The organism is Pseudomonas sp. JZ114, assembly GCF_051027705.1.
Classification (GTDB): Bacteria; Pseudomonadota; Gammaproteobacteria; order Pseudomonadales; family Pseudomonadaceae; genus Chryseomonas; species Chryseomonas luteola.
This window is the reverse complement of record NZ_CP069256.1, coordinates 968,263-994,042: the sequence shown is the minus strand read 5'-3', so window position 1 is coordinate 994,042 and position 25,780 is coordinate 968,263. Positions and strand designations below refer to the sequence as shown.

The 25,780-nt window shown below is 58.1% G+C and carries 22 protein-coding genes and 1 tRNA gene; 12 read left to right on the top strand and 11 right to left on the bottom strand.

The genetic code is table 11. The annotated features are described in order from the left end of the window. Nucleotides 1–39: 39 nt before the first annotated feature. From JQR90_RS04630 to JQR90_RS04585, 10 genes are all read left to right on the top strand, one after another. Complete coding sequence (locus JQR90_RS04630) at nucleotides 40–1,050, top strand: ABC transporter permease subunit (RefSeq protein WP_010797251.1); 1,011 nt, start codon at nucleotides 40–42, stop codon at nucleotides 1,048–1,050. A 9-nt stretch (nucleotides 1,051–1,059) separates the two neighbouring features. Further along, entirely contained in the window at nucleotides 1,060–1,977 is a 918-nt protein-coding gene (locus tag JQR90_RS04625) for an ABC transporter permease subunit (protein WP_010797250.1), read from the top strand. Between the two features lie 82 nt (nucleotides 1,978–2,059). Then, a complete protein-coding gene (locus JQR90_RS04620; protein WP_073449530.1) occupies nucleotides 2,060–3,103 on the top strand; it encodes an ABC transporter ATP-binding protein in 1,044 nt (347 codons plus the stop codon). Further along, the gene (locus JQR90_RS04615) at nucleotides 3,090–4,097 is read left to right on the top strand and encodes a peptide ABC transporter ATP-binding protein (RefSeq protein WP_010797248.1); all 1,008 of its coding nucleotides are present in this window, start codon (nucleotides 3,090–3,092) and stop codon (nucleotides 4,095–4,097) included. The genes JQR90_RS04620 and JQR90_RS04615 overlap by 14 nt, the downstream gene beginning before the upstream one ends. 214 nt (nucleotides 4,098–4,311) lie before the next feature. After that, a complete protein-coding gene (locus JQR90_RS04610; RefSeq protein ID WP_010797247.1) occupies nucleotides 4,312–5,763 on the top strand; it encodes an anion permease in 1,452 nt (483 codons plus the stop codon). Nucleotides 5,764–5,857: 94 nt separating this feature from the next. Further along, nucleotides 5,858–6,163 carry a nucleotide pyrophosphohydrolase gene (locus JQR90_RS04605; protein ID WP_010797246.1) on the top strand — a complete coding sequence of 102 codons (306 nt, stop codon included), beginning with the start codon at nucleotides 5,858–5,860 and terminating at the stop codon, nucleotides 6,161–6,163. Beyond that, nucleotides 6,160–6,921: a methyltransferase domain-containing protein gene (locus JQR90_RS04600; RefSeq protein WP_010797245.1), complete on the top strand. Its 762-nt coding sequence runs from the start codon at nucleotides 6,160–6,162 to the stop codon at nucleotides 6,919–6,921. Before JQR90_RS04605 ends, JQR90_RS04600 begins: the two co-directional genes overlap by 4 nt. Before the next feature lie 3 nt (nucleotides 6,922–6,924). Beyond that, complete coding sequence (locus tag JQR90_RS04595; RefSeq protein ID WP_010797244.1) at nucleotides 6,925–7,557, top strand: DUF4136 domain-containing protein; 633 nt, start codon at nucleotides 6,925–6,927, stop codon at nucleotides 7,555–7,557. A 73-nt stretch (nucleotides 7,558–7,630) separates the two neighbouring features. Continuing rightward, nucleotides 7,631–8,191: a DUF4136 domain-containing protein gene (locus tag JQR90_RS04590; protein WP_019366872.1), complete on the top strand. Its 561-nt coding sequence runs from the start codon at nucleotides 7,631–7,633 to the stop codon at nucleotides 8,189–8,191. Beyond that, on the top strand, nucleotides 8,191–8,673 hold the full coding sequence (locus JQR90_RS04585) for a GNAT family N-acetyltransferase (RefSeq protein ID WP_010797242.1): 483 nt from the start codon (nucleotides 8,191–8,193) through the stop codon (nucleotides 8,671–8,673). Before JQR90_RS04590 ends, JQR90_RS04585 begins: the two co-directional genes overlap by 1 nt. A gap of 12 nt (nucleotides 8,674–8,685) precedes the next feature. Here the strand turns inward: JQR90_RS04585 and JQR90_RS04580 are convergent, their stop codons facing one another. The 8 genes from JQR90_RS04580 to fdnG all read right to left on the bottom strand — a co-directional run bounded on the left by JQR90_RS04580 (nucleotide 8,686) and on the right by fdnG (nucleotide 18,345). Continuing rightward, nucleotides 8,686–8,889, bottom strand: coding sequence for a hypothetical protein (locus JQR90_RS04580; protein ID WP_010797241.1), 204 nt, complete (start codon nucleotides 8,887–8,889; stop codon nucleotides 8,686–8,688). A 133-nt stretch (nucleotides 8,890–9,022) separates the two neighbouring features. Continuing rightward, a tRNA-Sec gene (locus tag JQR90_RS04575) sits at nucleotides 9,023–9,118 on the bottom strand. 5 nt (nucleotides 9,119–9,123) lie between these two features. Beyond that, entirely contained in the window at nucleotides 9,124–11,046 is a 1,923-nt protein-coding gene (gene selB, locus JQR90_RS04570) for a selenocysteine-specific translation elongation factor (RefSeq protein ID WP_073449535.1), read from the bottom strand. Next, complete coding sequence (selA, locus tag JQR90_RS04565; protein WP_434140548.1) at nucleotides 11,043–12,455, bottom strand: L-seryl-tRNA(Sec) selenium transferase; 1,413 nt, start codon at nucleotides 12,453–12,455, stop codon at nucleotides 11,043–11,045. The genes selB and selA overlap by 4 nt, the downstream gene beginning before the upstream one ends. Before the next feature lie 150 nt (nucleotides 12,456–12,605). Beyond that, complete coding sequence (gene fdhE, locus JQR90_RS04560; protein ID WP_037030776.1) at nucleotides 12,606–13,532, bottom strand: formate dehydrogenase accessory protein FdhE; 927 nt, start codon at nucleotides 13,530–13,532, stop codon at nucleotides 12,606–12,608. Nucleotides 13,533–13,660: 128 nt separating this feature from the next. Continuing rightward, entirely contained in the window at nucleotides 13,661–14,284 is a 624-nt protein-coding gene (locus JQR90_RS04555; RefSeq protein WP_010797237.1) for a formate dehydrogenase subunit gamma, read from the bottom strand. A gap of 47 nt (nucleotides 14,285–14,331) precedes the next feature. Beyond that, the gene (fdxH, locus tag JQR90_RS04550; RefSeq protein WP_010797236.1) at nucleotides 14,332–15,270 is read right to left on the bottom strand and encodes a formate dehydrogenase subunit beta; all 939 of its coding nucleotides are present in this window, start codon (nucleotides 15,268–15,270) and stop codon (nucleotides 14,332–14,334) included. Further along, complete coding sequence (fdnG, locus tag JQR90_RS04545; protein ID WP_434140546.1) at nucleotides 15,271–18,345, bottom strand: formate dehydrogenase-N subunit alpha; 3,075 nt, start codon at nucleotides 18,343–18,345, stop codon at nucleotides 15,271–15,273. It lies immediately after the preceding gene. A gap of 482 nt (nucleotides 18,346–18,827) precedes the next feature. Here fdnG and JQR90_RS04540 point away from each other — a divergent pair, with 482 nt between their 5' ends. Further along, nucleotides 18,828–20,312 carry a SulP family inorganic anion transporter gene (locus JQR90_RS04540; RefSeq protein WP_434140544.1) on the top strand — a complete coding sequence of 495 codons (1,485 nt, stop codon included), beginning with the start codon at nucleotides 18,828–18,830 and terminating at the stop codon, nucleotides 20,310–20,312. 37 nt (nucleotides 20,313–20,349) lie between these two features. After that, complete coding sequence (locus JQR90_RS04535; protein ID WP_074822734.1) at nucleotides 20,350–21,198, top strand: universal stress protein; 849 nt, start codon at nucleotides 20,350–20,352, stop codon at nucleotides 21,196–21,198. Here the strand turns inward: JQR90_RS04535 and JQR90_RS04530 are convergent. The 3 genes from JQR90_RS04530 to JQR90_RS04520 all read right to left on the bottom strand — a co-directional run bounded on the left by JQR90_RS04530 (nucleotide 21,181) and on the right by JQR90_RS04520 (nucleotide 25,676). Beyond that, nucleotides 21,181–21,597 (bottom strand): VOC family protein, encoded by a 417-nt coding sequence (locus JQR90_RS04530; protein WP_312508472.1) that lies wholly within the window; start codon nucleotides 21,595–21,597, stop codon nucleotides 21,181–21,183. The two genes, JQR90_RS04535 and JQR90_RS04530, sit on opposite strands and share 18 nt — an antisense overlap. 48 nt (nucleotides 21,598–21,645) lie before the next feature. Further along, entirely contained in the window at nucleotides 21,646–22,956 is a 1,311-nt protein-coding gene (locus JQR90_RS04525) for an MFS transporter (RefSeq protein ID WP_010797230.1), read from the bottom strand. Nucleotides 22,957–23,141: 185 nt separating this feature from the next. Further along, nucleotides 23,142–25,676 carry a sulfite reductase flavoprotein subunit alpha gene (locus JQR90_RS04520; protein ID WP_010797228.1) on the bottom strand — a complete coding sequence of 845 codons (2,535 nt, stop codon included), beginning with the start codon at nucleotides 25,674–25,676 and terminating at the stop codon, nucleotides 23,142–23,144. Between the last annotated feature and the right edge of the window lie 104 nt (nucleotides 25,677–25,780).

Here is a 25,780-nt window from a genome sequence, read left to right as displayed (position 1 = left end):
GGCACGCTTCCCTGCCTCCGATGAGGAGTATTCAACCCCATGTTCAGTTTTATTGCCCGCCGCCTGGGCTTGCTGATACCGACGTTTTTCGGTGTCACGCTACTGACTTTTTCCCTGATTCGCCTGATTCCTGGCGATCCGGTAGAGGTCATGATGGGCGAGCGCCGCGTCGATCCGCAGATGCATGCCGAAGCACTGCATCGCCTCGGGCTCGACAAGCCGCTCTACCAGCAATATTTCGACTATCTCAGCAACCTTGCCCACGGCAACCTGGGAGAGTCGCTGATTACCCGTGACAATGTGTGGCACGAGTTCACCACCCTCTTTCCGGCCACCCTGGAACTGGCTCTCTGCGCTATGATCTTTGCTACCGTGCTGGGCCTTCTGGCCGGAGTGATCGCAGCGCTTCGCCGCGGTTCATTGTTTGACCACGGTGTGATGGGCATTTCCCTGACGGGCTTTTCCATGCCGATCTTCTGGTGGGGCCTCATCCTTATCATGTTCTTTTCGGTACAGCTCGGCTGGACCCCGGTGTCTGGCCGGATCGATCTGCTTTACGACATCGAGCCCAAAACCGGCTTTATGCTGATCGACAGCCTGTTGTCCGATGAAGAAGGCGCGTTCATGGACGCCCTCCACCACCTGATTCTGCCCTCTATTGTGCTAGGCACGATTCCCCTGGCAGTTATCGCACGGATGACGCGCTCCGCCATGCTGGAAGTGCTGCGAGAAGATTACGTACGTACGGCTCGTGCCAAAGGCCTGTCGCCAGCCCGTGTCGTATTCATCCACGCACTGCGTAACGCGTTGATCCCGGTTCTCACCGTACTGGGCCTGCAGGTGGGCAGCCTGCTCGCTGGCGCCGTGCTGACCGAAACGATCTTTTCCTGGCCTGGTGTAGGCAAATGGTTGATCGATGCGATTTCCCGTCGCGACTATCCCGTCGTGCAGAACGGCATCCTGCTGATCGCCACCCTTGTCATCCTGGTGAACTTTGTCGTGGACATTCTCTACGGCTTTGCCAACCCCCGTATCCGCCATCAGCGCTAAGGAGGCCCTATGGAACGTACTTTGCCACAAGGCGCTCAGGTCGAAGATCAGGTTGTCCTGTATCCGTCTCCGTACAAGGAGTTCTGGAAAGCGTTTTCCCACAACAAAGGCGCCCTGGGCGGCCTGTTGTTCATGACTATCATCGTGATCTGCGCCCTGTTCGCCCCTTGGGTTGCACCCCACGATCCCAGCGAGCAGTTCCGTGAATTCCTGCTGACGCCTCCCTCCTGGTTGGAAGGCGGCACGACGCAGTTCCTGCTGGGCACCGATGAACTGGGACGCGACCTGTTGTCCCGCCTGATTCACGGCGCACGGCTGTCACTGATGATCGGTTTGGCCTCGGTGATCTGTTCACTCATTCCCGGCATCCTGCTCGGGCTGATTGCAGGCTTTTCGCCCACGCGAGCCGGCCCTTTCATCATGCGCCTGATGGATATCATGCTGGCCCTGCCATCGTTGCTGCTGGCGGTAGCTATCGTGGCAATTCTCGGCCCAGGCCTGTCCAATACCGTCATTGCCATTGCCATTGTCTCGCTGCCCTCCTACGTGCGCCTGACCCGAGCCGCTGTCATGGGTGAGGTGAATCGCGACTATGTAACGGCTGCTCGACTGGCAGGTGCCGGACGCCTGCGCCTGATGTTCGTCACCGTACTGCCTAACTGCATGGCACCTCTGATCGTTCAGGCTACCTTGAGCTTTTCCTCGGCCATTCTGGATGCGGCGGCCCTGGGCTTCCTTGGCCTCGGCGTACAGCCGCCCACCCCTGAGTGGGGCACCATGCTGGCATCGGCCCGTGATTACATTGAGCGCGCCTGGTGGGTGGTTACCCTGCCCGGCCTGACCATTCTTTTGAGCGTACTGGCTATTAACCTGATGGGTGATGGCCTGCGTGACGCCCTCGACCCTCGCCTGAAGGTGCAGTCATGACCGGCTTGCCAATCATTCTTTCGTTGTCTCGATGCGGCAGCCCGTTGCCGATCGATTCCTGCTTATTGATCAAGGAGCAGCCATGAGCCTCCTGGAAATCCAGAATCTGAATGTCCGCTTTGGCGGTGAAGATGCCATCCCGGTCGTCGAAGGTCTCGACCTGACCATCGACCAGGGCGAAGTGTTGGCCATTGTAGGTGAATCCGGCTCCGGCAAGTCCGTGACCATGATGTCTGTAATGGGCCTGATCGATGCGCCCGGTAAGGTCACGGCCAATCGGCTGAGCTTTGCAGACCAGGATCTGCTCAAGCTCAAGGGTCGTGCCCGGCGTCAGCTGATCGGCAAGGACCTGTCCATGGTCTTTCAGGACCCGATGACCGCCCTGAACCCCAGTTACACGGTGGGTTATCAGATCGAAGAGGTGATTCGCCAGCACCTGGGTCTGCGAGGCCGAGAAGCCCGCCAGCGGGCGCTTCAACTGCTTGAGCGGGTGGAGATTCCAGCCGCAGCGAGCCGCCTTTCCGCCTACCCACATCAACTGTCCGGCGGCATGAGCCAGCGCGTGGCAATCGCCATGGCGATTGCGGCAGAACCCAAGCTGCTGATTGCCGACGAACCAACCACAGCGCTGGACGTTACCATTCAGGCGCAGATCATGGACCTGCTGCTCAACCTTCAGCGTGATGAAGGCATGGCCCTGATCCTGATCACTCATGACCTTGCCGTAGTGGCTGAGACGGCTCAGCGGGTCTGCGTGATGTACGCCGGCCAGTCCGTGGAAACCGGCGTTGTGCCGGATATCTTTCAGGCACCCAAACATCCCTACACGGAAGCGCTGCTGGCCGCCATCCCCGAGCATAGCCTTGGCGAACGGCTCTCTACGCTGCCTGGTATTGTTCCCGGCCGTTACGATCGACCCAAGGGCTGTCTGCTGTCGCCGCGCTGCCCTTACGCACAGCCACGCTGTCTGGAACGCCCTGCCCTCGAGCCCTATACCCACGATGGTATCAGCGGCTCAGTCCGCTGCTTCTTCCCGCGCAACCTGAACCCTGCGCAGTGGCCGGAAGTCTTGCCGGAGTTCCAGCGTCCTAGTCATCTACCTGGAGAAACCCATGGCCGCGCCTGATTTGAATACCAACGCTGCCAAACCAGCGGATAGCGTACTCACCGCCCGAGCGTTGACACGTCATTACCATGTCTCCCGAGGTCTGTTCAAAGGTCAAGCTACCGTACGCGCCCTGAACGGTGTCTCGTTTGACCTGGTACCCGGCAAGACACTGGCGGTCGTCGGTGAGTCGGGCTGTGGCAAATCCACCCTCGCCCGTGCCTTGACGCTGATCGAGGAGCCGTCCTCCGGCTCGCTCAACATTGGCGGTCATGAGGTCAGTGGTGCCAGTGCAGAAGTCCGCAAGCAGTTGCGCCGCGATGTGCAGATGGTGTTCCAGAACCCTTACGCTTCGCTCAATCCACGGCAGAAGATCGGGGACCAACTGGCGGAGCCGCTGGTTATCAATACAAACCTGTCCCGTAGCGAGCGTCGTGACAAGGTACAGGCCATGATGCAGCAGGTAGGCCTGCGTCCCGAGCATTATCAGCGCTATCCTCACATGTTCTCTGGCGGCCAGCGCCAGCGGATTGCCGTGGCCCGCGCGATGATGCTCAACCCCAAGGTGCTGGTAGCGGACGAGCCGACGTCGGCACTGGACGTTTCCATCCAGGCGCAAGTGCTTAACCTGTTCATGGATCTGCAGCAGGAGTTTCATACTGCATACGTCTTCATCTCACACAACCTGTCGGTGGTGCGTCATATCGCCGATGACGTGATGGTGATGTATCTGGGCTGTACGGCAGAAAAGGGGCCTCGCGATGCACTCTTTGAAAAGCCCTTGCATCCCTATACTCAGATGCTGCTTTCAGCCACGCCAAGCCTGCAACCGGACGCCAGCAAGCCACGCATCAAGATCCAGGGCGAGCTGCCGAACCCACTGGATCCGCCACCTGGCTGCGTGTTCCACCGCCGTTGCCCCTACGCAACTGAGCGCTGCAAGACAGAAGTTCCTGCCCTTCGTGATGTAGACAACCGTCAGGTTGCCTGCCATTACGCCGAAAACTTTCTTTGATCCAGGACAGCGCCAGACTTTTCAGTCTGGCGTCTACTCTCTCCTACGCTAATGGCCACCGGAATTTTTGTCGGTTGGCCTGCGTTTGCCTCAATTTCACCGAACTGCTAATCAATAAAAACAATCAAGTCAATTAGCGCTTAGTTTAATTAAACGATTGAGCCGTCTCATTCAGGCGCTAAGATCGCAAACTCTTTAAAGCATGGGAGTTAAAATGAAATCGCTGGCCAAGTTGATGGCGCCATTGATCGTGGCGATCGTCATTGCAGCCTTGCCGGTTCCCGAGGGGCTGGCACCGCACGCATGGCATTTCTTTGCTATATTTCTGGGCTGTGTGATCGGTCTGATCTTTGAACCCTTACCAGGTGCCGTCATCGGCCTGATTGGCGTGGTGGTTGCTGCGGTCCTGGCGCCCTGGGCTCTCTTCTCGCCCGAGCAACTGGCACAGCCGGGCTTCAAGGTGGCCGACAAGGCCTTTACCTGGGCCGTTTCCGGCTTCACCAACTCTACAGTCTGGCTGATCTTTGGCGCGTTCATGTTTGCCCTGGGTTACGAGAAGACCGGCCTGGGTCGCCGTATTGCCTTATGGCTGGTTAAAACCATGGGCAAGCGTACCCTGACGCTGGGCTACGCCATCATGCTGGCGGATACCGTTCTGGCCCCCTTTACGCCCTCTAATACCGCACGCAGCGCCGGTACGCTCTACCCTATTCTGCGTAACCTGCCACCGCTGTATGACTCGCACCCCAACGATCCCAGCATGCGTCGCATCGGCACCTACCTCATGTGGGTGGCGATTGCCTCAGCCTGTGTAACCAGCACACTGTTTCTGACAGGTATCGCCCCCAACCTGCTCGCCGTTGCCCTGGTGGAAAGCTCCACCGGCATTCGCATTACTTGGGGTGAATGGTTCATGGCCACCGCGCCGGTCGGCATCCTGCTGCTCGCCCTGTTGCCACTGTTGAGCTACTGGCTGTGCCCGCCCGAGTTGAAGTCCGGTGAGGTAGTGCCCAAATGGGCTGCCGAGGAGCTGGCCAAGATGGGCAGCCTGACGCGCAACGAAGTCATTCTGCTGATTCTGGTCGTCCTGGCGCTGGCCATGTGGATCTTTGGTACTGCCGTTATTTCACCCGCGCTGGTTGGTATGCTCGTGATCAGTCTCATGTTGATTATCGGCATCGTGACCTGGAACGATATCCTTAGTAATAAAGCCGCCTGGAACACCTTTGCCTGGTTCGCCACCTTGGTAGCTCTCGCAGACGGCCTGAACATGGTCGGCTTTGTGAAATGGTTCGGTATGCTGATGGCCAACTACCTGGGCCACTTCGATCCTACTGTGGCGATGGTCCTGCTCACGATTGCCTTCTACCTGCTGCACTACTTCTTCGCCAGTGCCACCGCGCATACCACGGCTCTGCTACCGGTTATGGTGGCCGCCGCCGCCAGTATTCCTGGCATCGACATGCATACCTTCGTATTGCTGCTTCTGCCCACCATCGGCATCATGGGCATCATTACGCCCTACGGTACCGGCCCTAGCCCGGTTTACTACGGCAGCGGTTATCTGCCTGGACCGATGTGGTGGCGCCTGGGTGCCATCTTTGGCTTCCTGTTCCTGGCTGCATGGCTGGGAATCGGCACGCCCTGGCTGCTGATGACGCGCTAAGCCGCTACGCTTTCGCGTCAGTCCATGAAAAAATGCGGCGCTTAACAAGCGCCGCATAGCTATCCACCAGCCATGCGGCCATCAGGAGCCCTGCATGGACCTTTCCGAACTTACTGCCCGCCTGCACGCCATTCGCGATGCCAATGAGTGGCGGCGTTATCACAGCCCGAAAAACCTGGTTATGGCTGCCGGCGTTGAGATGGCCGAGTTGGCTGAAATCTTCCAGTGGAAGACCGAAGAGGAATCCCGCCATTTAACGGCTGATCACCTTGAGCATGCCGGCCAGGAGATTGCAGACGTCGTGCTCTATCTGCTGCAACTCTGCGCAGAGCTCGGACTCGACATGGAGACAATCACTCGCGCCAAGCTGGCCGATAATGAGCGGCGCTTCCTGCCATGACCGATACCTTTTTCGATGACCGCGCCATCCGTTTCGCCGAAAAGATCTATGGCAATGCCAAAGGCGCCATCCGGCTGGCGGTACTCCAGGCCGACCTGAAGGAAGCCCTGCCTGAACGCTCGCTGCGGGTTCTGGATATTGGAGCAGGACTGGGCCATATGGCGCTCTGGCTGGCTGAACAGGGTCACTCCGTCACACTGGCAGAACCTTCAGCCCCGATGCTGGAGGGTGCTCGCCAACGCTTCGCCGAGGCTGGCCTTGAGGCAACGTTTATCGAGGCGCCCTGGCAGGAACTGAGTGAGCAGCTCACGACTCGCTTTGACTTGGTCATCTGCCACGCCGTACTGGAATGGCTGGCCGAGCCACATACGATTCTGCCAGTCCTCTCGCGCCTCACGGCTCCGGATGGTCTGCTTTCACTGGCATTCTACAACCGGGACGCGCTGATCTACCGGAACCTGCTCAAAGGCCATTTCAAAAAGCTCAAGCGCCAGGAATATGCGGGCGAAGGCAAGGGCCTGACACCTCAACAGCCACTTGATCCGCGGGAGCTGGAACGCGCCATGAGCAGTCGCTGGCAGATCGTGACCCGTAGTGGCGTTCGTGTTTTTCATGACTATATGCCAGTCGAATTTCAAGGTAAGGTCAACGAAGCCGATCTGATCGAAATGGAATTGGCCCATCGACGGCACCCTACATTTGCCGGGCTTGGTCGTTATCTGCACTGGATCTGCCAACCCGGCGCGTTAGAGGAGTGATCTATGCGTCGCCTGTTTGCCTGCGTGGTTATCAGCCTGGGGCTGACCGCCTGTCAGAGCCAGAATCCCTATATAGCCAGCGCCCTGCCTGAGCTTGCTGCGCCAGCACCTGCTGTTCCGGCACGTATCGACCCGAGCAGCTATCCAGCAGCCCCAGTCGACTATGGCCGCTACCGGAGCTGGGCCTGGTCACCCGAGGGCATTCGTGCCAGCGGTGATTCCTCTCAATCAATGGATACCAGCACTCTTCAGGAGGCCATCAGCGCCCAGCTCGATCAGCGCGGGCTCCGACCTGCGCCAACCGGTACGCGGCCTGATCTCTACGTGAGCGCAACGGTCAGACAGGAGCAACGTGTCGTATACGATACCGATTACTACGGAGGTGGTGTCGGCTATGGCGGCGGCTATCCGTATGGCTACGATCGTTGGGGCACGTATGGCGGAACAGGCTACAGCCAGACTCGCCCTCGGTATTATCAGGTTCAGGTGCTGAGCATCGAGCTGATCGATTCGCAGAGCCGCAAGAGAATATGGAGTGGCAGTGTCGAGGAACGGGGCGGCAATGATCAGAGCGCCCGGGTCCAGGCGATCCGCGAAGCCGCTCGTCGCGCGCTGGAGCAGTATCCACCGCATTGAAGATAAAGCGCATACGGCCTGGTCCCATGAGTAGTTATTGTTTCTTTTAAGCGCCCCTGGTCGGAGAATGATCATGATCCGTCGTTTGCTTGTTATCGCGTTTACGCTTGCCCTTGCCGCGTGTGAAACCAATACCGTCAACCGGGACTATGATCCCTCCCGTGACTATGCGGCCTACCGAAACTGGACCTGGGCCCAGCCTGCCGTCTCGTACAAGCCTGAAGACCCGCGGCTGAAAAGTGACTTGACCGAGCAGCGCATCAAGGATGCCGTAAGCAGCCAGCTTGATCAGCGCGGCTTACGCCCTGCCGCAGCGAACGGACAGGCAGACCTGAGGGTTCGGGCCTATCTGTTCACGGACGAGCGCCAAGGGCAAACCATGCGCACCGATCCTTACTGGGGTGGTCCCTGGGGATACTGGGGCCCTTGGGGTGGCGGTTATACCCAGACCCAGACCTTTACCTATCAGGTAACTACGCTGCAGATCGACCTGCTCGATGGCCGGGACGGAAAACTGGTATGGCGTGGCAGCACCGAGGTGTCATCTGACCAGACAGCTGATACCCCTGCGCAGCGTACTGCAACCATCCAGACAGCCGTTGGCAAGATCCTGTCGCAGTACCCACCTCACTGATGAATACCAAACTGACACATCGCGCGGCCACCCTTGATGATTTGCAGGCCGTGTGTCACTTTCCGCAAAGTCGTGAAGAGCTGTTTTACAGCTATCCCACAGCTCAGTGGCCACTAACAAGAGACCAACTGGCAGAGGCATATGCCAACCGCCAGGGCAGCACGGTTGTATTGCTGAACAATCGTCTGGCTGCATTCGCAAACTTCTTTCGCTGTCAACCAGGCGAACGGTGCGACTTGGGCAATTTAATGGTGGCACCCTGGGCACGACGCATGGGCATAGCGCAACACCTGATCGGAGTGATGGAGCAGCAAGCCTGCCAGCAGCATGGCGTGCGTTTTCTGCATGCTGCCTGTTTCAGCAACAATACGCCGGGCCTGTTGCTCTATACACATTTGGGCTATTTGCCGGTATCCATTGATGAGCGACGCGATTCCTCCGGACAACGAACAGCCCTGATACACCTGCGAAAACGTCTTTGAATGCGTTACCCGCTACATGCGGGCCAGCATGGCAAAGTCGCCGCCTACCTGCATAGGCGCTGCGCAACCGTAGGGCTCATATCCATACATACAGTCTGTCGAAGCGGCTGTAGAGGCTTCAGTCGATGGAGTCGAAGCTGGGTCAAGGCCAAGCCCACCCAGCAACACCGCTAACAAGGTCAGAAAAAGAAAGGCCGCGCCGGCTCTCGTCTTCATACGTCACCTCCACTGCATAGGCTGACAGCCTGGCGCCAGCAGAACAGGAGGCGTCACGCGCTGCCTTGTCCTATCCAGTATAGGTAAGATTCAGAAAAGCAAAGTCAGGCCAGGACATTCGGTCTAAAAGAAATGGCGGAAGGCAGTGAGAGTCGAACTCACCCGGGAACGGCTGCCGTCCCCAACCGGGTTTGAAGCCCGGCCGCGCCACCGGGCACGATTGCCTTCCATCAATCAACTCGCTTGTTCGACCTGAGCAGCCAGTGCGCTGTCTGGGCGGATCTTGCGCTCATCACCCATACGGCGAGTCAGACCGATCCGGTCGAAGAATTCGAGTATCTGGATTGTGCGCTTACGTCCGATCCCCAGACCATCCCTAAACGCGGCTGCACGAATGATCCCCTCTTCGCGCTCAAGACGCAACGTCAATCGTACCAAATGGTTTATCGTATTTTCAGGATAGAAGAGATCCTTGACGATCTGCTGCAGCTGTCCCAGGCGTGCCAGCTTGCGTAGCAGATGACGAACCCCTGCTTCGTCCTCACCAATTTCCCGGGCCAGATCACGTACCCAGGGGGGATCAAAGCGGCCTGCTTCGAGAAGAGGCCAGAGCTTTTCTTTCAGCGCCTCTTCGGCCTCGGTCAGACGAACCCGATGGCCCGGCAGGTGCAGCCACGGCCCGCTCGCCTCGATCTGGCTGGACGCCATCAGGCTTTCCAACAACGCAATGAACACAGGCCGGTCCAGTTGCGGCAAGGCAAAACGACGTAATCGATCACGATCAGGCCCTAGCTCATCGGGCTGTTCGACATGAAAGGTTCCGAGCCGCTCTAACAGCGTAGACTGCAAGTGCTGCCAGCGGGTCGCATCGAACAGACGGATACCCTGTCGGGTAGCAACTTCCATGACATGTTCAGGCAGTTGCCAGCGCGCCCTCGGTCGATTGAACTGGCGCTCCAGCACGGCAGGCGCTACGCCATTGTCCGCCTGTTTGAGCAACTCCGGCAGTGCGTCTTCAAAGGAGCCCTGACGCAATGCCTCAAGCTGTGCCAGACGTGTGGGAGTACGCCGATTGCGGGCAGGCCCGAAAGGATCCAGCACACGTCCACCGCCAATGGTTCGCTGCGCGGATTGATCCCGCAGCACCAGATGGTCACCATGAGCAGCCTGTAGCGGCGAGTTGAGCACCAGCTGCGCCAGTGTGCGCCCACCAGGCGTCAATACACCCTCATCCTCCAACAGCGCCACCCGACCGGTCAGATTCTGGGCGCCCAGATGCACATGGACAGGGGTCCAGTGGGCCAGCGCTTTACCTTCGCTGCCAAGCAGGTGCAAATCAATATCGACACGGGTAGACGGCGCGTGGAGGGCTTCATCGAGCAGCCAATCGCCTCGCCGGATCTGTTCGACATTGAGCCGTTCACCCGCCAGGTTTACTGCCACCCGCTGCCCTGCGTGGGCAATCTGGGCCTCTCGATTTTGCGCATGCAGGCCACGCACACGCACGCGACGCCCCAGCGTGCCCAATAACAACTCATCGCCGACGGCAACACGACCGTCGAAAGCCGTTCCCGTGACCACCACCCCGGCACCCGAGACGCTGAAGACACGGTCGACTGCAAGCCTGAAATACCCTTGGTCGCTGCGGGCCAGTGCCTGTTCAGCCTGATCCAGAAGCGCTGCACGCAGTGCCTCGATACCCACTCCCGTCTGGCTGGAGACCGGAAATACCGGAGCCCCGGCAAGCGGGCCGTCTGCTAACAGTGCATCAATTTCTTCCCGTACCGCGTTAACACGCGCAGCCTCAACCCGATCCGTTTTGGTCATGGCGACCATCGCACGGCGTATGCCCAGCAATTCAACAATGGCCAGATGTTCGCGTGTTTGTGGCATCACACCGTCATCGGCAGCCACGACCAGTAACACCAGATCAATTCCACTGGCCCCGGCCAGCATGTTATGAACAAACCGCTCGTGGCCAGGAACATCGATAAACCCGGTCAGCTCTCCATTCCCCAGATCCGAGTAAACGTACCCCAGGTCAATGGTGATGCCTCGCTCCTTTTCCTCACGGCGACGATCGCCCTCCACACCCGTCAGGGCTCGGATGAGGGACGTCTTGCCGTGGTCGATATGGCCCGCTGTTCCAACGATCATGCGTCCCACTCCCCAACCGATAGCGCTCCCAGCTGCCCCAGAAAGCCGGCCTCGTCATCGAGCTGACGCAGATCAAGCCAAAGCGCATCGTCATCGATACGTCCGATCACGGGGATAGGCAGCTGTCGCAAGGCCTCTTCCAGCAGACGCAGCGCACGGCCTCGCAGGCGCTTGGAGCTATTCGGCCGCATGCACAACGCTGCGCTGGGCAGACGAGCCACCGGCTGGGTACCACTGCCGATCATGCCGAGCGTGAGCTCACTCGTTACCTGCCAACGCTCGCCCAGTGCCTGAGATAAAGGACGCATTACCCGCTGAACCTGACTATCAATATCCCCCTGGCCACGGGAGAGTAATCTGAGGCTGGTCAGCTTTTCACCCAAACGATCCGGGTCTCGATAAAGCGCCAACACCGCCTCAAGTGCAGCCAAGGTGATCTTGTCGACTCGCAAAGCACGTTTGAGGGGGTTTTTCTTGATGCGGGCGATCAGGTCCTTATGCCCGACGATAATTCCACACTGCGGACCACCGAGCAGCTTATCGCCGCTAAAGGTCACGATATCAGCGCCATCGCGTAGCGCTTCCTGGACGGTTGGCTCCTTGGGCAATCCCCAACGGGTGAGGTCTACCAGAGAGCCGCTCCCCAAGTCCTCCAGCAAGGGGACTTCATGGGCGCGAGCAACAGAGGACAGTTCGGGAGTTGCCACACTGCTGGTAAACCCTTGAACCGTATAATTGCTGGTATGTACACGCATGAGCAGCCCGGTACGCTCGGTAATGGCGCTCTCGTAATCCTTGGCGTGGGTACGGTTGGTCGTACCGACCTCGATCAGCCTTACATTGGCGCGCGCCATGATGTCCGGAATACGAAAAGCGCCACCGATCTCGATCAACTCGCCACGCGAAATGATGCCTTCCTTGCGAGCGCCAAGACTGTTAAGGGCAAGCAATACGGCGGCGGCATTGTTGTTGACCACCGTCACCGCTTCGGCGCCGGTCAGCTCACGGATCAATCCCGCAATCAGGTCGTCGCGGTCACCGCGCTTGCCGGTATTGAGGTCAAACTCAAGATTGAGCGGGTAGCGAGCAGCTAGGGTCATCGCATCGATGGCCTCTTCAGGCAGCAGCGCACGCCCAAGATTGGTATGGAGAACAGTTCCAGTCAGGTTGAATACGCGTCGGACCTGACGCTGGTTTCGGGCAGCCAATCGCTCCCCGGCCCGGCCTGTCAGAACGGCTTCATCAACATCCGCCTCGCTGATCTGTCCCTGTCGAAAAGGCTCACGCAGCTCATCGAGCAGCTCGCGAAAGGTCTTGAGCAATGCTTCACGACCATAGCGGTCCAGGAGCGATGTCGCAGCGGGATGACGTAACAGACGATCAACAGAAGGCAAACGGACGGCTGTCATGCAGGCCTCATAACAAGAACATGAGCCTGGAGTTTACAACCGGATGCAGCATCGCGCATGCGCACGTAGCAAGACCAACACTTCAGCCCTGTAAAAGAAAGGCTGGCAGAGCCCGCCGCTATGAGCGAAGCGGACTCTGTTTATCAGGAATCAGCCGCCGGGAGCCAGCAGCAGATTAGGGGCCTGACGGTGATAACCTTCCTCATCGAGCCGCATGTCTAGCGCCAAGCTGGCCAGATCGGCTGACACGGCCTCCGCCTCGGTATCATGCTCCAGATACAGCAGCTTGAGGTAGGTTTCGCAGCTGGGACAAGCTTCCGCTCGCAGCGGTGCCTTTTCGGCCAGAACCGCATCGTTTTCCAGCGAAAAGTAACCCAACTCCTTGCTGTTTTCGCACTGGGTGCACTTTACCCGCACGTAATGCCATTCACACGAGCACAGTGAGCAACTCAGGTAGCGAAGACCATTGAGCTTGCCGCGGTGGCGAATCACACCGGCTACCGGAAGCGAGCCACAGGCTGGGCAATGGGTCTGGCTTTTGGATTCACGAAACTTGTCCGTCTCGATCTGAAACAGCCAATTTGTCCAGGCAACCTGTAGCGCTGCGCCCAGGAAAGGCACCAGTGCCGCTGGAACCTGGTCGTACTGCCCGCTGACCAAGGCAATTGCCCACACTTTGCGCTGCCCGGCGTCCGCTGTACGAATCTGCTCAAGCGCTTCCTGTACGGCCGTATTGCCTTCGGGGGCCTGATACACCTTCAGTACGGCGTCTAGAACACCTAGCCACGCCTCTTCGCGGACCAGCGTATCGCAGCTCAGCGGGGGCAGGCCGTGATGCTGGCTCTGCTCAATCCGCTTAGCCTCCAGCGGAAGGTTTTCCAGGTTGTCGAAAACCTGCTGCTGAGCACGGCAGATGCCACTGACAAGCAGCAAGTAATCACGGAGCGGGTTACCGTCCGCCAACTTTTCCAAACGCTCGGCACGGTAGCTGAACGCATTTTTCGGCGGCAGGTTGATGAAGGGAGGCGTTACGGCTGAGGCTTCGATCTGCCCCGGTTCGAGAATCTGACCTGACACGCAGGAAACCTCTTCGGTGATGGGAGCCGCCACAGACCTCCTGGTCCGTGACGGCGACAACCATGCCAGGCATGGCTACACGTTTGACGCCTGTTCATGGCCTGCCAAAACAGGCCATGAAGGGACTTTTACTTCTTGTCTCGCGTGATGTCCTTGTACCAGAGCGAGTGATGCTTCTTGGCCCAGAGGAGGCTGACCTTACCGTGCAGCATGGCACCAATCGAACCCTTGATCCAGATACCGGCATAGATATGCACGATGATCGACAGGATCAACAGGAAAGCTGCAGCCGCATGGGCCAGTGCCGCCAGACGGATACCACCAATCGGGAAGAAATGGCTGAAGTACTCACGCCAGATCACGATCCCGCTGAGCATCAGTACCAGCATGGAAGCCAGCAGTACCCAGAACAACACTTTCTGTCCCGGATTGTACTTGCCGATTTCGGGCAACTTATCTTCCCGGTTGTTCAGCACGTCACCGATCTGCTTGACCCACTGCATATCCCGCTTTTCCAGGATATTGTGATGCCAGAAGCGGATCACGAGTCCCATGAAGAACAGGAACATCGCCACACCCATGAAGGGGTGAAGAATCCGTGTCCACGGTCCGCCGCCGAACAGGTTGGTCAGCCAGAACAGCGCTGGATGGAACAGCGCCAGCCCCGACAGGCCTGCCATGAAGAACAGTATAGCCACCGCCCAGTGATTGGTGCGCTCACTGGCACCGTAACGAACGATCTCTTTTTTCATTTGAAGGCTCCTGGAGCGTCTCCCCCGCCTGCGAGGGAGACGTTATCTCAGCGTTTGGTCGGATCGAACGTCTTCACCGACGTGTCCTGGGACTTTTTCTCCACCTGCTCGGCGGCGGCATCGTGATGCGCCTCATCCTCTTCGTCCGCACGGTTCGGTCCGATACGTACGTAGTGGAAGAAGCCCGCCAGCACCGCAGCGCCCATGGCAAGCAGCGATAACGGCTTGGTGATGCCTTTCCACAGGCTTACCATCGGGCTGATGGCCGGATCGTTCGGCAGGTTGTTGTACAACGCAGGCTGGTCGGCGTGGTGCAACACGTACATGACGTGCGTACCGCCTACACCCGCCGGGTCGTACAGACCGGCGTTCTCGTAACCACGGCTCTTCAGATCGACAATGCGCTCCTCAGCATGGTGCTTCATGTCTTCCTTGGTACCAAATGTAATGGCACCCGTCGGACAGGTCTTCACGCACGCAGGCTCAAGCCCTACGGACACACGGTCGGAACACAGGGTGCACTTGTACGCCTTGTGATCCTTCTGCGAGATCCGCGGAATGTTGAACGGACAACCCGTAATGCAGTAGCCGCAGCCAATGCAATGGTCCTGGTTGAAGTCAACGATACCGTTGGCATGCTGGATGATCGCTCCCGGGCTCGGGCACGCCTTGAGGCAGCCCGGCTCGGCGCAATGCATACAGCCGTCCTTACGGATCAGCCACTCCAGATCGCCGGCCTGGTTCTCATGCTCGGTAAAGCGCATGAGCGTCCAGGTATCAGAGGTCAGGTCGGCCGGGTTGTCGTACGTACCATGGTTGTGCCCCACCTCATCACGCAGCTCGTTCCACTCTGAACACGCCACCTGGCAGGCCTTGCAGCCAATGCACTTAGAGACGTCGATCAGCTTGGCGACCTCCTCCACCTGACGGATGGAGGAAGGCGTGGTCGTCGTCGCGGATTGGGCAACGATTTCTTGAAGTGCCATTTATGCCTTCTCCACGTTGACGAGGAACGATTTCGATTCGGGCGTTTGCGAGTTGCCATCGCCGACGAATGGAACCAGTGTGTTGGTCAGGTAACCGTGACGCGTCAGACCTGAGAAGCCCCAGTGCAACGGAATACCAATCTGGTGCACGGTTTGGCCGTTCACTTCCAATGGCTTGATCCGCTTGGTCACCACCGCGACGGCCACAATGTAACCACGCTTGGAACTCACCCGAACCTTGTCGCCTGCCGCTATGCCCTTCTCCTTCGCCAGCGCTTCGCCGATCTCGACGAACTGCTCGGGCTGGACAATCGCATTCAAACGGCAATGCTTTGTCCAGAAGTGGAAGTGCTCGGTCAGACGGTACGTGGTCGCCGCATACGGGAACTTGTCGGCCTTGCCGAACGACTCCCATACGGAGGGCAGAACACGAGCGGCCGGGTTGCTGATCACTTTGTTGTTCTTCGGATGCATCGGGTTAACCCCGATCGGCGTCTCGAAGGGCTCGTAGTGCTCAGGGAACGGACCTTCGGCCATCTTGTCGACGGCGAAGAAACGCGCCACACCTTCCGGGTTCATGATGAACGGATTCATACCGGCTTCCGGTGCGCTGTCCGGCTTGAAGTCTGGAACGTCAGCGCCGCCCCAGTTCTTGCCGTTCCACCAGACCAGCTTCTTGTCCGGTCCCCATGGCTTACCGCTTGGGTCGGCCGAGGCACGGTTGTACAGAATCCGGCGGTTCATCGGCCACGCCCATGCCCAGCCCAGACTCTGACCGACACCATAGGGATCGCTATTGTCACGGCGCGCCATTTGGTTGCCTTGCTCGGTCCAGCTGCCACAGAAGATCCAGCAGCCCGAAGCCGTTGTACCGTCGTCCTTGAGCTGAGCGAAGCCCGACAGCTGTTGGCCAGCCTTGGCCACTACCGCGCCAGTGGCATCGGTAACGTCCTTGACGGCATAACCGTTGAACTCCTTGGCCAACTCCTCGGGAGACGGCTCGTGCGGAATCTTGTACGGCCAGTACAGGTTCAGGATCGGATCCGGATAGGCACCGCCCTCCGTGCGATACATCTCGCGCAGCTTGAGGAACATTTCCGACATGATGGTCACATCGGTACGCGCCTCACCGGGTGCTTCAGCGCCCTTCCAGTGCCACTGCAGCCAACGGCTACTGTTGACCAGAGAGCCATCTTCTTCAGCGAAGCAGGTCGTGGGCAAACGGAACACTGCGGTCTTGATGCTGGCGGTATCAACGTTGTTGTACTCGCCGGCATTACGCCAGAACTCGGAGGTTTCGGTTGCCAGCGGGTCCATGATGACCAGCCACTTCAACTTGGCAAGCGCAGCCACTACGCGATTCTTGTCCGGCAACGATGCGATCGGGTTGAAGCCTTGGCAGAAATAGCCACGGACTTCGCCACGAGACATCATGTCGAACATCTTCATCACGTCATAACCGGCACCCGGTACGTCCAGCTTGGGCAGATAGTCGTAGCACCAGTTGTTTTCAGCGGTCGCCGCATCGCCATACCAGGCCTTCATCAGGCTGACATGGAATTTGCCGTAATTCTGCCAATAGGACATCTGGCCAGGACGAAGCGGTTTGAGCGCACGCTTGGTGATGTAAGCGTTAAAGTCCTGCTCACCATCATTGCCCAGCGTCATGTAGCCCGGCAGAAGGTTCGACAGCAGACCCAGGTCGGTCAGACCCTGGATGTTGGAGTGACCGCGCAGTGCGTTCACACCGCCACCCGGCAGACCCACGTTACCCAGCAGCAGCTGAACCATTGCCGCTGTACGGATGATCTGGGCGCCCACAGAATGCTGCGTCCAACCCAGGGCGTACAGAATGGTCATGGTCTTGCCAGGCTGCGAGGTCTCGGCGATTTCCGCCCAGATCTTCAGCATGCGATCCTGCGGCATACCGCAGATATTGCTGGCAACTTCCGGTGTGTAACGGCTGTAGTGCTTCTTCATCAGCTGGAAGACGCAACGCGGGTGTTCCAGGGTCGGATCGACCTTGGCAAAACCATCCGCGCCCTTCTCATAGCTCCAGGTGGACTTGTCGCTATAGGTGCGCTTCTCGGCGTTGTAACCGCTGAACAGACCGTCCTCGAACGTGAAACCTTCGTTCACGATGAAGGAGACGTCAGTGTAGTTACGAACGTATTCGTGCTGAATCTTATCGTTTGTGATCAGGTAATTGATCAGGCCGCCCAGGAACGCAATGTCCGAGCCGGTACGAATCGGCGCGTAATAATCCGATACGGAAGCCGTACGGGTATAACGCGGATCGACCACGATCAGGCGTGCCTTGTTATGGGCCTTCGCTTCGGTCACCCACTTGAAGCCGCACGGATGCGCTTCAGCGGCGTTTCCGCCCATCACCAGAATCAGGTTGGCATTACGAATATCCGTCCAGGTATTCGTCATGGCGCCACGGCCATATGTCGGGGCAAGACTTGCCACCGTCGGGCCGTGTCAAACGCGAGCTTGGTTATCGAAACCGACTAGACCAAGGTTACGAACGACTTTCTGAGTCAGATAACCGGCTTCGTTGGAAGCAGCGGACGCAGCCAGGAAGCCAACGGACGTCCAACGGTTAACCGTCTGGCCCTGAGCATTCTTGGTGATGAAATTGGCGTCACGCTCTTCCTTGACCAGTTTGACGATGCGATCCATCGCCTCTTCCCAGGAGATGCGCTTCCACTCGTTGGAGCCTGCTTCGCGGACCTCGGGATACTTCAGTCGATTCGGGCTGTGGATGAAGTCCAACAGACCGGCACCTTTCGGGCACAGCGTACCGCGGTTCACCGGATGATCCGCATCGCCTTCGATGTGAATGATGTTTTGCGCAACGTTCTTGGCCTTATCGCCATGGCTGTACATAACCAAGCCACAACCCACAGAGCAATAAGGGCAGGTGTTACGCGTTTCGATGGTGCGCGCCAGTTTGAAATGGCGCACCTGTTCGGCAAAAGCTGGCGTCGGTGCCATGCCTAGTGCCGCCAGGCTAGATCCTGCAAGGCCGATACCCGCGACCTTGAAGAATTGCCGACGGTTCATATCCACGTCTTGACTCCTCATCAGAAGTGAAGTGCGATTCTTCGCCGCACCCCTGAGCAAAATATAACCAATCGAAGCGGTGGCAACTAGCCAGTTATCCGATTATTTTGCTCTTTTGGGAACTTTCGCAGAGCACTTCTGTCAGAGGCGCGCTCCGAAACTTCTGATTTTGTTATCGGCCTAATACAGCAAGTCTTTAATGCTGTCTGCACCTTTTTACATTTTGTGTTAAGGTCGCTCCCTCGTTTATTTCGAAGGCTGAAGACAGGTCTAATGACACTGCTTAACCCTCTTTGCTGGCTGCCTACGCCGCCATAGCGCTTTCCCCTCCTCGCCTGTACCGCTGACGCAGGAAGCACCCGTCAGTGCGGTATTTGCTGCGCGCCTTTCAGGCCCAGCACTTGTCTTTTTTCAACGTGTCATAACCCATGGGCTTCGCATGCCGTCTGCTCGGCGTGCGGGTTTTGGCTTTTGCTTTGGTACCTGCAATGCTGCATACCCTCAAGAATCACTGGTTCTACAATCTGCGCGGCGACATTCTTGCCGGCCTGGTCGTTGCTCTTGCGCTCATCCCAGAGGCCATCGCCTTTTCCATCATTGCTGGCGTCGATCCGAAAGTCGGCCTGTATGCGTCCTTCTGTATCGCGGTGACCATCGCCTTCGCAGGGGGTCGTCCCGGCATGATCTCGGCAGCGACAGGCGCGACTGCCCTGCTCATGACCACCCTCGTGCGCGATCATGGCCTCCAATACCTGCTTGCCGCTACGCTGCTGACTGGCGTTATCCAGATCATCATCGGCTTTCTGAGGCTGGGCTCGCTGATGCGCTTTGTCTCGCGCTCCGTAGTGACCGGCTTCGTTAATGCACTGGCTATCCTGATTTTCATGGCGCAACTGCCTGAACTGACCCATGTCACCTGGCATGTCTATGCCCTGACGGCGGCTGGCTTGGGCATCATTTATCTGTTTCCCTACGTACCCACACTAGGCAAGTTCATTCCCTCGCCACTGGTCTGCATCCTGCTGCTGACGGCCCTCTCGATGTATCTGGGTCTTGATGTACGCACCGTAGGTGACATGGGTGAACTGCCTGACAGCCTGCCGGTATTTCTCCTGCCTGACGTGCCGCTCAACCTGGATACCCTGCTGATCATCCTCCCCTACTCGGCTGCCATTGCCGTGGTAGGCCTGCTGGAGTCCATGATGACTGCCACTATCGTGGATGACCTGACCGATACGTCCAGCGATAAGAACCGTGAATGCAAGGGCCAAGGGCTGGCCAATATTGTTTCGGGCCTTCTGGGCGGAATGGCAGGCTGCGCGATGATCGGCCAGTCAGTTATTAACGTGAAGTCTGGCGGCCGCTCCCGTCTATCCACTCTCGTAGCCGGAGTATTCCTGCTGATTCTGGTGGTTTTCATTGGGGATTGGGTCTCGCGCATTCCCATGGCTGCACTGGTTGCCGTCATGATCATGGTCTCTATCGGCACCTTTAGCTGGGACTCCATCCGTAACCTGAAAAAATACCCCCTATCCACCAATATAGTGATGCTAGTCACCGTGGCTGTGGTGGTTTTCACGCATAACCTCGCCTTTGGTGTGCTCACCGGTGTACTGCTGGCTTCGCTGTTTTTTGCCAACAAGGTGGCGTTCTACCTGACGGTAGAGAGTCGACTGGAAAATGGGCAAAAACGGATCTACGACGTAAAAGGGCAGGTTTTCTTCGCATCGACTACTCGTTTCAACGCAGCATTCGACCTGAAGGAAGCGGTTTCCCATGTAGTGATCGACCTGACCCATGCCCACTTCTGGGACATCACAGCGGTTTCGGCACTGGATAACGTCGTTCTCAAGTTCCGTCGGGAAGGTGCGCACGTGGAGGTCATTGGCCTGAACCAGGCCAGCGCTACGCTGGTCGACCGCTTTGGCATCCATGACAAACCGGACGCGGCCAACAAAGTGATAGGCCACTAGATATCGCGTTTTGAATGCTACTGATCGAGGAACAGTAATGAACAGGATCATCGCCTGTATCGATGGCTCCCCTGCAACACGAGGTGTTTGCGATTATGCTGCCTGGGCCAGCCTGAAGCTGGGCACCCCCATACATCTGCTGCATGTGCTTGACCGCAAACATTATCCTGCCGATTCTGACCTGAGTGGCACTATCGGGCTGGGCAGCCGGGAGCACCTGTTGGACGAGTTGGCCAGACTGGATGAGAAACGCAGGGGGCTAGGTCTCAAGCAAGGGCAGCTTCTACTGGAAGCGGCTCAGGAGCATGTTACCAAGCTGGGCGCTCAGGAAACCGATACGCTGCAGCGGCACGGAGACTTTCTCGATACGCTGCGGGATATGCAGGCGCAAAGCGCTCTTTTCGTCATGGGTCGACTGGGCGAGGAAACCCCACCGGCGCGGCTGATCGGTAGCCATTTAGAAAGCGCAATCCGCACCCTGACCCGTCCGATTCTTGTGACACCGGTAGCGTTTGAGATCCCTCAGCGCGTTATGCTGGGCTTCGATAACAGTAACAGTGCGCGAAAGGCACTCGAGCTTATGGCCGAAAGCCCGCTATTTCGGGGTTTGGAGTGCCATATCGTGACCGTCGGAAAGGATAACGCCGAAAATCGTCAGCCTCTTGAAGATGCAGCCACTATCCTGCGCTCTGTGGGTCTGAGCGCTGTGACCGCCATCGTCGAAGGCGATGTAGAGCTTGCGCTTGAGAAGTACCGCAAACAGCAGGAAATTGGCCTGACGGTCATGGGCGCCTACGGACATTCCCGATTACGACACTTCTTCATGGGTAGCAATACCGGCAATATGCTGCGTACGGCCGGCGGCGCCTTACTGGTGGTGCGCTAACGGCAGCCCTTCGGCATGAACAAAGCATAACTTGTTGCCCTCAGGGTCGCGGCAGTACGCGCCATAGTAATCTGGCGCGTACTGTGGCCTTAGCCCCGGAGCGCCTTCATCGGAGCCGCCATGCAACAGCGCCTGACGCCATGCGGCATCCACTTTGGTCTGTGAGGGAGCCGCAAAACTTACCTGCGTTCCGTTACCCACCGAAGCGGGTTTTCCATCAAAGGGAAACTGGATAAAGAACTGCGGCCATCGCTGCCCGGGATACTGCCAGCCAGCACCCTCGGGACCACCGTCTTGCTCGTTGGGCATACGAATCATGCCAAGCTCGCTCAAAACAGCGTTGTAAAAGGCCGTCATGCGTGACAGATCGTGAATGCCAAGCTGGATGTGACTGAACATGGGCGCCTCCGTAATCAGGACTTCTTTCAGCCTAGCAGCAGGTTGACCTCAGCGGTTTACCACCTTGGCCGGCAGCGCCAGTACAAGCAGGCAGCTGAGCAGCAGCGAACCAGCAAAGCACCAGAGCGCTACGGCGCTGCTATGCGTCAGATCCAGCACAAACCCCATCAGCGAGTTGCTGACCAGACCCGCAATGTTGGCTAGCGAACAGGCCAGGGCAAAGCCGGTCGCAGCCGCCGTCCCCTTGAGAAAGGTGGCCGGCAGGCTGAAAAAGACCGGGACGGCGCCAATGATCGCAGCCGAGGCGATTCCGAACAGCAGCACCAGCATCATGACGTCCTGGGAGAAGAAGGTGCTCATGGACAGCGCCGCAGCCCCTACGATGAACGGCACGATGATATGCCAGCGGCGCTCCCGAAAACGGTCCGAGCTTGCGCCAATGGCCAGCATGCCGATCAGCCCCATGAGGCTAGGAATGGCGGTAAGCCATCCGATATGCACGGTATCGGTTACCCCAGCGCCCTTGATGAAGGTTGGCAGCCAGAACCCCATGGCATAGGCACAAAGCAGAATTGAAAAATCGATTCCGCCCAGCATCCAGACCTTGATGTCCCAGAATCCGTCGCGAAAACGATAGGGCGTATTGGGTCGATCGGATTCATCTTCCTCAAGCTTCTGCAACAGCACCTGTTTCTGTTCTGCGCTCAGCCAGGCGGCTTCGCTGATGGTGTTGGGCAGCACCCAGAAAGTCAAAATACCCAGAACCACTGTAGGCACGGCTTCCAGCAGAAAGAGCCATTGCCAGCCCTGCAAGCCGTTGACCTGATGGAAATGGCTCATGATCCAACCCGAAATCGGCCCGCCAATCAGGCTCGACAGCGGCAGACCAATCATGAACAGTGCAATGACGCGGCTTCGGCGATAAGTAGGGAACCACTGGGTCAGGTAAAACAGAACACCAGGCAAAAAGCCCGCTTCGGCGGCCCCTAGAAGAAAACGCAGGAGGTAGAACTGCCACGCCTCGGTCACAAACATCGTGGCGCCCGACAATAACCCCCAGGTGATCATGATTCGGGCAATCCAGATACGGGCGCCGACACGCTCCAGCACCAGGTTACTGGGCACCTCGAACAGGATATAGCCGACGAAGAAGAGCCCTGCCCCCAACCCGTAAGCCGTCTCGGAAAGATGCAACTGATCAAGCATTTGCAACTTTGCGAATCCGATGTTGATACGGTCCAGGTAGGCAGCCAGGTAACAGAAACAGAGAAACGGAATGAGTCGCCAGATAACAAGACGGTAAGTCCCTGCCTCGTCAGCAGTGCAATGTTGGGTAGAACCGTGACGTACTTCCGACATACACATCCCTTCTAAGCGAATGCCAGGATCCGAACCATGGCAGACAGAGTGGAAAGCTGCTTCTCAAGGGGCATCACCGCCGCTATGCATGTGCTTTCCCGAGTGGCCGGAGAGCTTATCGATTTACAGGCAAAGCGCAACTGGCCATCTCCCTCCTGCAAATGGGAATGGCCAGAGGCTATCCGTCAATAAACGTCCCGCTTGTAGCGCCCCTCCTCCTGCAACCGCTCCAGGCCCGATTCGCCCAGGATCTCAACCAGGGCGGCATGTACACCTCGCGCCATGCCCTGCAAGCTGCCACAGACGTAAATGACCGCGCCTTGCTCGACCCAGGCTCGGACGTCTTCTGTGGATTCCAGCAAGCGATCCTGAACATATACCTTGTCTTCCTGATCACGGGAAAAAGCCAGATCAAGCCGGGCAAGCTGCCGATGCGCCAGCCAGCGCTCCAATTCTTCCTGGTAGAAGAAATCATGCCCACGATTCCGCTCACCGAAGAGCAGCCAGTTCCGGCTGTGTCCTGCGTCAATGCGCGCCTTGAGCAGTGCCCGTAAGCCGGCTATCCCCGTGCCGTTGCCAATAAAGAGCGCAGGCCGATCGTCATGAGGCATATGGAACGCGGGATTAGGTCTTAGGCGTGCCATCAGGTGCCCACCCTCTGGAGCATGGGTGGTCAGCCAGCCAGACGCGATACCCAACTGCCCACTTCGTTTGCGCTCCTGGCGAATGATCAGTGACATAGTCCCCTCAACGGGCAGGGATGCAATTGAATACTGCCTGACCGCCAAAGGCAGCAGCGCCTCAACCAATCCCTGTGCGTGCATGCCTACCATCTGGTGCACGTCCTCAGGCAGAAAACGTGTTGCCAATGCCTGATCCAACGGCAACTCGATCCCGTCCAGCCATACAAGGGAATCTGGAGAAAGTCCCAATGGACTTAGCCATTCCTGTACGAATGACACAGGATAACGCGGCAGTATTTCGATAAGGTCGCCGGCTGCCCACGAGCAATTTGCCGGCATTTGGAGATCGACCCTGAAGACGGGCCATCCCTGCCCTCTGGGGTTCAAGCACTGACGGGCCGACAGGTGATAATCCTGGAACGGAGCAGTAGCTGGTTGGATATGCGCCACGGCACCCAACTCGCCCAGGCGAGACTGCCATAGACCCAAGGCAACCTCATCGTCCCGGTTTACCTCAACCGTATCGAACAGGCTATGAGCGCCCTGCCCGCTCAGCCAACGCTGCAGACGTCGTCCGAACGCACAGAAATCCGGATATTGCCGATCCCCTAGCGCCAGCACACCGTAGGAGAGCTGCTTCAGGGACACCGCCTGCCGTAATACGGCGCGCTCGAATTTGCGGGCATTATCTGGAGCCTCGCCATCACCAAAGGTGCTGACGATAAATAATGCCTTGCGAGCCGCCGTCAAGGCATCAGAATTGAGCTGAGCCAGCGGCTTTACCGTTGCTGGCTGGCCTGCAGCCTGTAGCTGGCCGGCGGTTTGCCAGGCCAGTTGCTCCGCCAAACCGCTCTGACTGGCAAAGCCGATCAACCAGGGCTCATCCTCTGTTGCCGTAGGTATGACTTCGCGACGAGCCTGGCGAATCCCCTTTTTCTTTCGGCGGCGATCCAGATAGAGCAACCAGCCCGTGATAAAGAACAAGGGCATGGCGAGGCTGGCTAGAAACATTAGCAGCCGCCCCGGCAACCCGAAGTATTCTCCCGTGTGCAGCGCATAGATGCTGCCCAGCAGCTGCCCGCCGATGCTCTTGTCAGCGTAGCGCTCATGGCTGCGGACCGCGCCGGTTTGCGGGTCCAGGTCCAGCTTGTTGAGTGCTCGTAGATGATCGGCATTCTGAAGGCGATAAAAGACTATTGCCGGCTGACCGGCTGCCGAGGGCAGGCGTAAGGTATAACCTTCCAGCGTCGGACCGGCCGCTTGCTGCACGCTTGCCCAAAGGGCCTCATGATTGATGATGGGTGGCACCCCGTTTGGCTGAGGACGTTCCGGCCTGCCGCCTTTGCGCTCGCCTCGCTGCTCGGCAGGCGCATCATCCAACAACCGGATCAGGCCGTTGCGGTACCACTCGTAGGACCAGAAGAGCCCCGTGAGCGCCGCCAGCAGATAGAGCATAAGGCACCAGGTGCCTGCGACAGCATGCAGGTCCCAATTGAAGCTGCGCCCTTTACGGGCCCAATCCAAGGTCAACCAGGCGCGCCAGCTGGCAACCTGTTTAGGCCAGCGAAGATAGAGACCAGACAAACAGAAGAATACGAGCATCAGGGTACAGGCACCCACAATCGCCTTGCCGGTTTCTCCCACAGCAAGAAAACGATGCAATCGCAGCATGAGCCCAAAGAATTCGGCGCCAATCGGTTCACTCAATACCTCACCGGTATAGGCATCGACAAAGCGCATAGGCCCGCGCCGCTCTCCCGGCGGGGGCTCGAGAAATACGCGGACATTACTGTTGAGCACCAGATCGGCCCATAGCCCGGTTACCTTTTTACCCTCGTACGCCTCGACGCGCTTGATAAGCTCATAAGGTGCCAGCGCATTTCCAGCCATTCGCTGCTCTACCGCTGCAGAACGATTGATCAGGTTCGATATCTCCGGCTCGAACGAATACGCAGCGCCGGTCACGCCTATGATGACCAGCACCAGTCCTGCCGTGATGCCCATAAACCAATGCAGCTGGAAGAGAAGCTTTTTCATTTAAATCACTCGATCCACGAGCCATTCAAAACCAGAGCGCGTGTGCCATATGCGCCTGACAAGTAAGAGATATCCATACAAAAAGCCCGGCTCACAGGAGCCGG

What these genes read in the sequence shown, in the direction of transcription:
- JQR90_RS04555 (WP_010797237.1), bottom strand. Translation starts at nt 14,284, where the DNA reads ATGAAAAAAGAGATCGTTCGTTACGGTGCCAGTGAGCGCACCAATCAC.
- JQR90_RS04520 (WP_010797228.1), bottom strand. Translation starts at nt 25,676, where the DNA reads ATGAAAAAGCTTCTCTTCCAGCTGCATTGGTTTATGGGCATCACGGCA.
- selA (WP_434140548.1), bottom strand. Translation starts at nt 12,455, where the DNA reads ATGACAGCCGTCCGTTTGCCTTCTGTTGATCGTCTGTTACGTCATCCC.
- JQR90_RS04610 (WP_010797247.1), top strand. Translation starts at nt 4,312, where the DNA reads ATGAAATCGCTGGCCAAGTTGATGGCGCCATTGATCGTGGCGATCGTC.
- JQR90_RS04585 (WP_010797242.1), top strand. Translation starts at nt 8,191, where the DNA reads ATGAATACCAAACTGACACATCGCGCGGCCACCCTTGATGATTTGCAG.
- JQR90_RS04580 (WP_010797241.1), bottom strand. Translation starts at nt 8,889, where the DNA reads ATGAAGACGAGAGCCGGCGCGGCCTTTCTTTTTCTGACCTTGTTAGCG.
- JQR90_RS04615 (WP_010797248.1), top strand. Translation starts at nt 3,090, where the DNA reads ATGGCCGCGCCTGATTTGAATACCAACGCTGCCAAACCAGCGGATAGC.
- JQR90_RS04540 (WP_434140544.1), top strand. Translation starts at nt 18,828, where the DNA reads ATGCTGCATACCCTCAAGAATCACTGGTTCTACAATCTGCGCGGCGAC.
- JQR90_RS04525 (WP_010797230.1), bottom strand. Translation starts at nt 22,956, where the DNA reads ATGTCGGAAGTACGTCACGGTTCTACCCAACATTGCACTGCTGACGAG.
- JQR90_RS04625 (WP_010797250.1), top strand. Translation starts at nt 1,060, where the DNA reads ATGGAACGTACTTTGCCACAAGGCGCTCAGGTCGAAGATCAGGTTGTC.
- JQR90_RS04630 (WP_010797251.1), top strand. Translation starts at nt 40, where the DNA reads ATGTTCAGTTTTATTGCCCGCCGCCTGGGCTTGCTGATACCGACGTTT.
- JQR90_RS04595 (WP_010797244.1), top strand. Translation starts at nt 6,925, where the DNA reads ATGCGTCGCCTGTTTGCCTGCGTGGTTATCAGCCTGGGGCTGACCGCC.
- JQR90_RS04590 (WP_019366872.1), top strand. Translation starts at nt 7,631, where the DNA reads ATGATCCGTCGTTTGCTTGTTATCGCGTTTACGCTTGCCCTTGCCGCG.
- JQR90_RS04620 (WP_073449530.1), top strand. Translation starts at nt 2,060, where the DNA reads ATGAGCCTCCTGGAAATCCAGAATCTGAATGTCCGCTTTGGCGGTGAA.
- JQR90_RS04600 (WP_010797245.1), top strand. Translation starts at nt 6,160, where the DNA reads ATGACCGATACCTTTTTCGATGACCGCGCCATCCGTTTCGCCGAAAAG.
- fdxH (WP_010797236.1), bottom strand. Translation starts at nt 15,270, where the DNA reads ATGGCACTTCAAGAAATCGTTGCCCAATCCGCGACGACGACCACGCCT.
- selB (WP_073449535.1), bottom strand. Translation starts at nt 11,046, where the DNA reads ATGATCGTTGGAACAGCGGGCCATATCGACCACGGCAAGACGTCCCTC.
- JQR90_RS04605 (WP_010797246.1), top strand. Translation starts at nt 5,858, where the DNA reads ATGGACCTTTCCGAACTTACTGCCCGCCTGCACGCCATTCGCGATGCC.
- JQR90_RS04530 (WP_312508472.1), bottom strand. Translation starts at nt 21,597, where the DNA reads ATGTTCAGTCACATCCAGCTTGGCATTCACGATCTGTCACGCATGACG.
- JQR90_RS04535 (WP_074822734.1), top strand. Translation starts at nt 20,350, where the DNA reads ATGAACAGGATCATCGCCTGTATCGATGGCTCCCCTGCAACACGAGGT.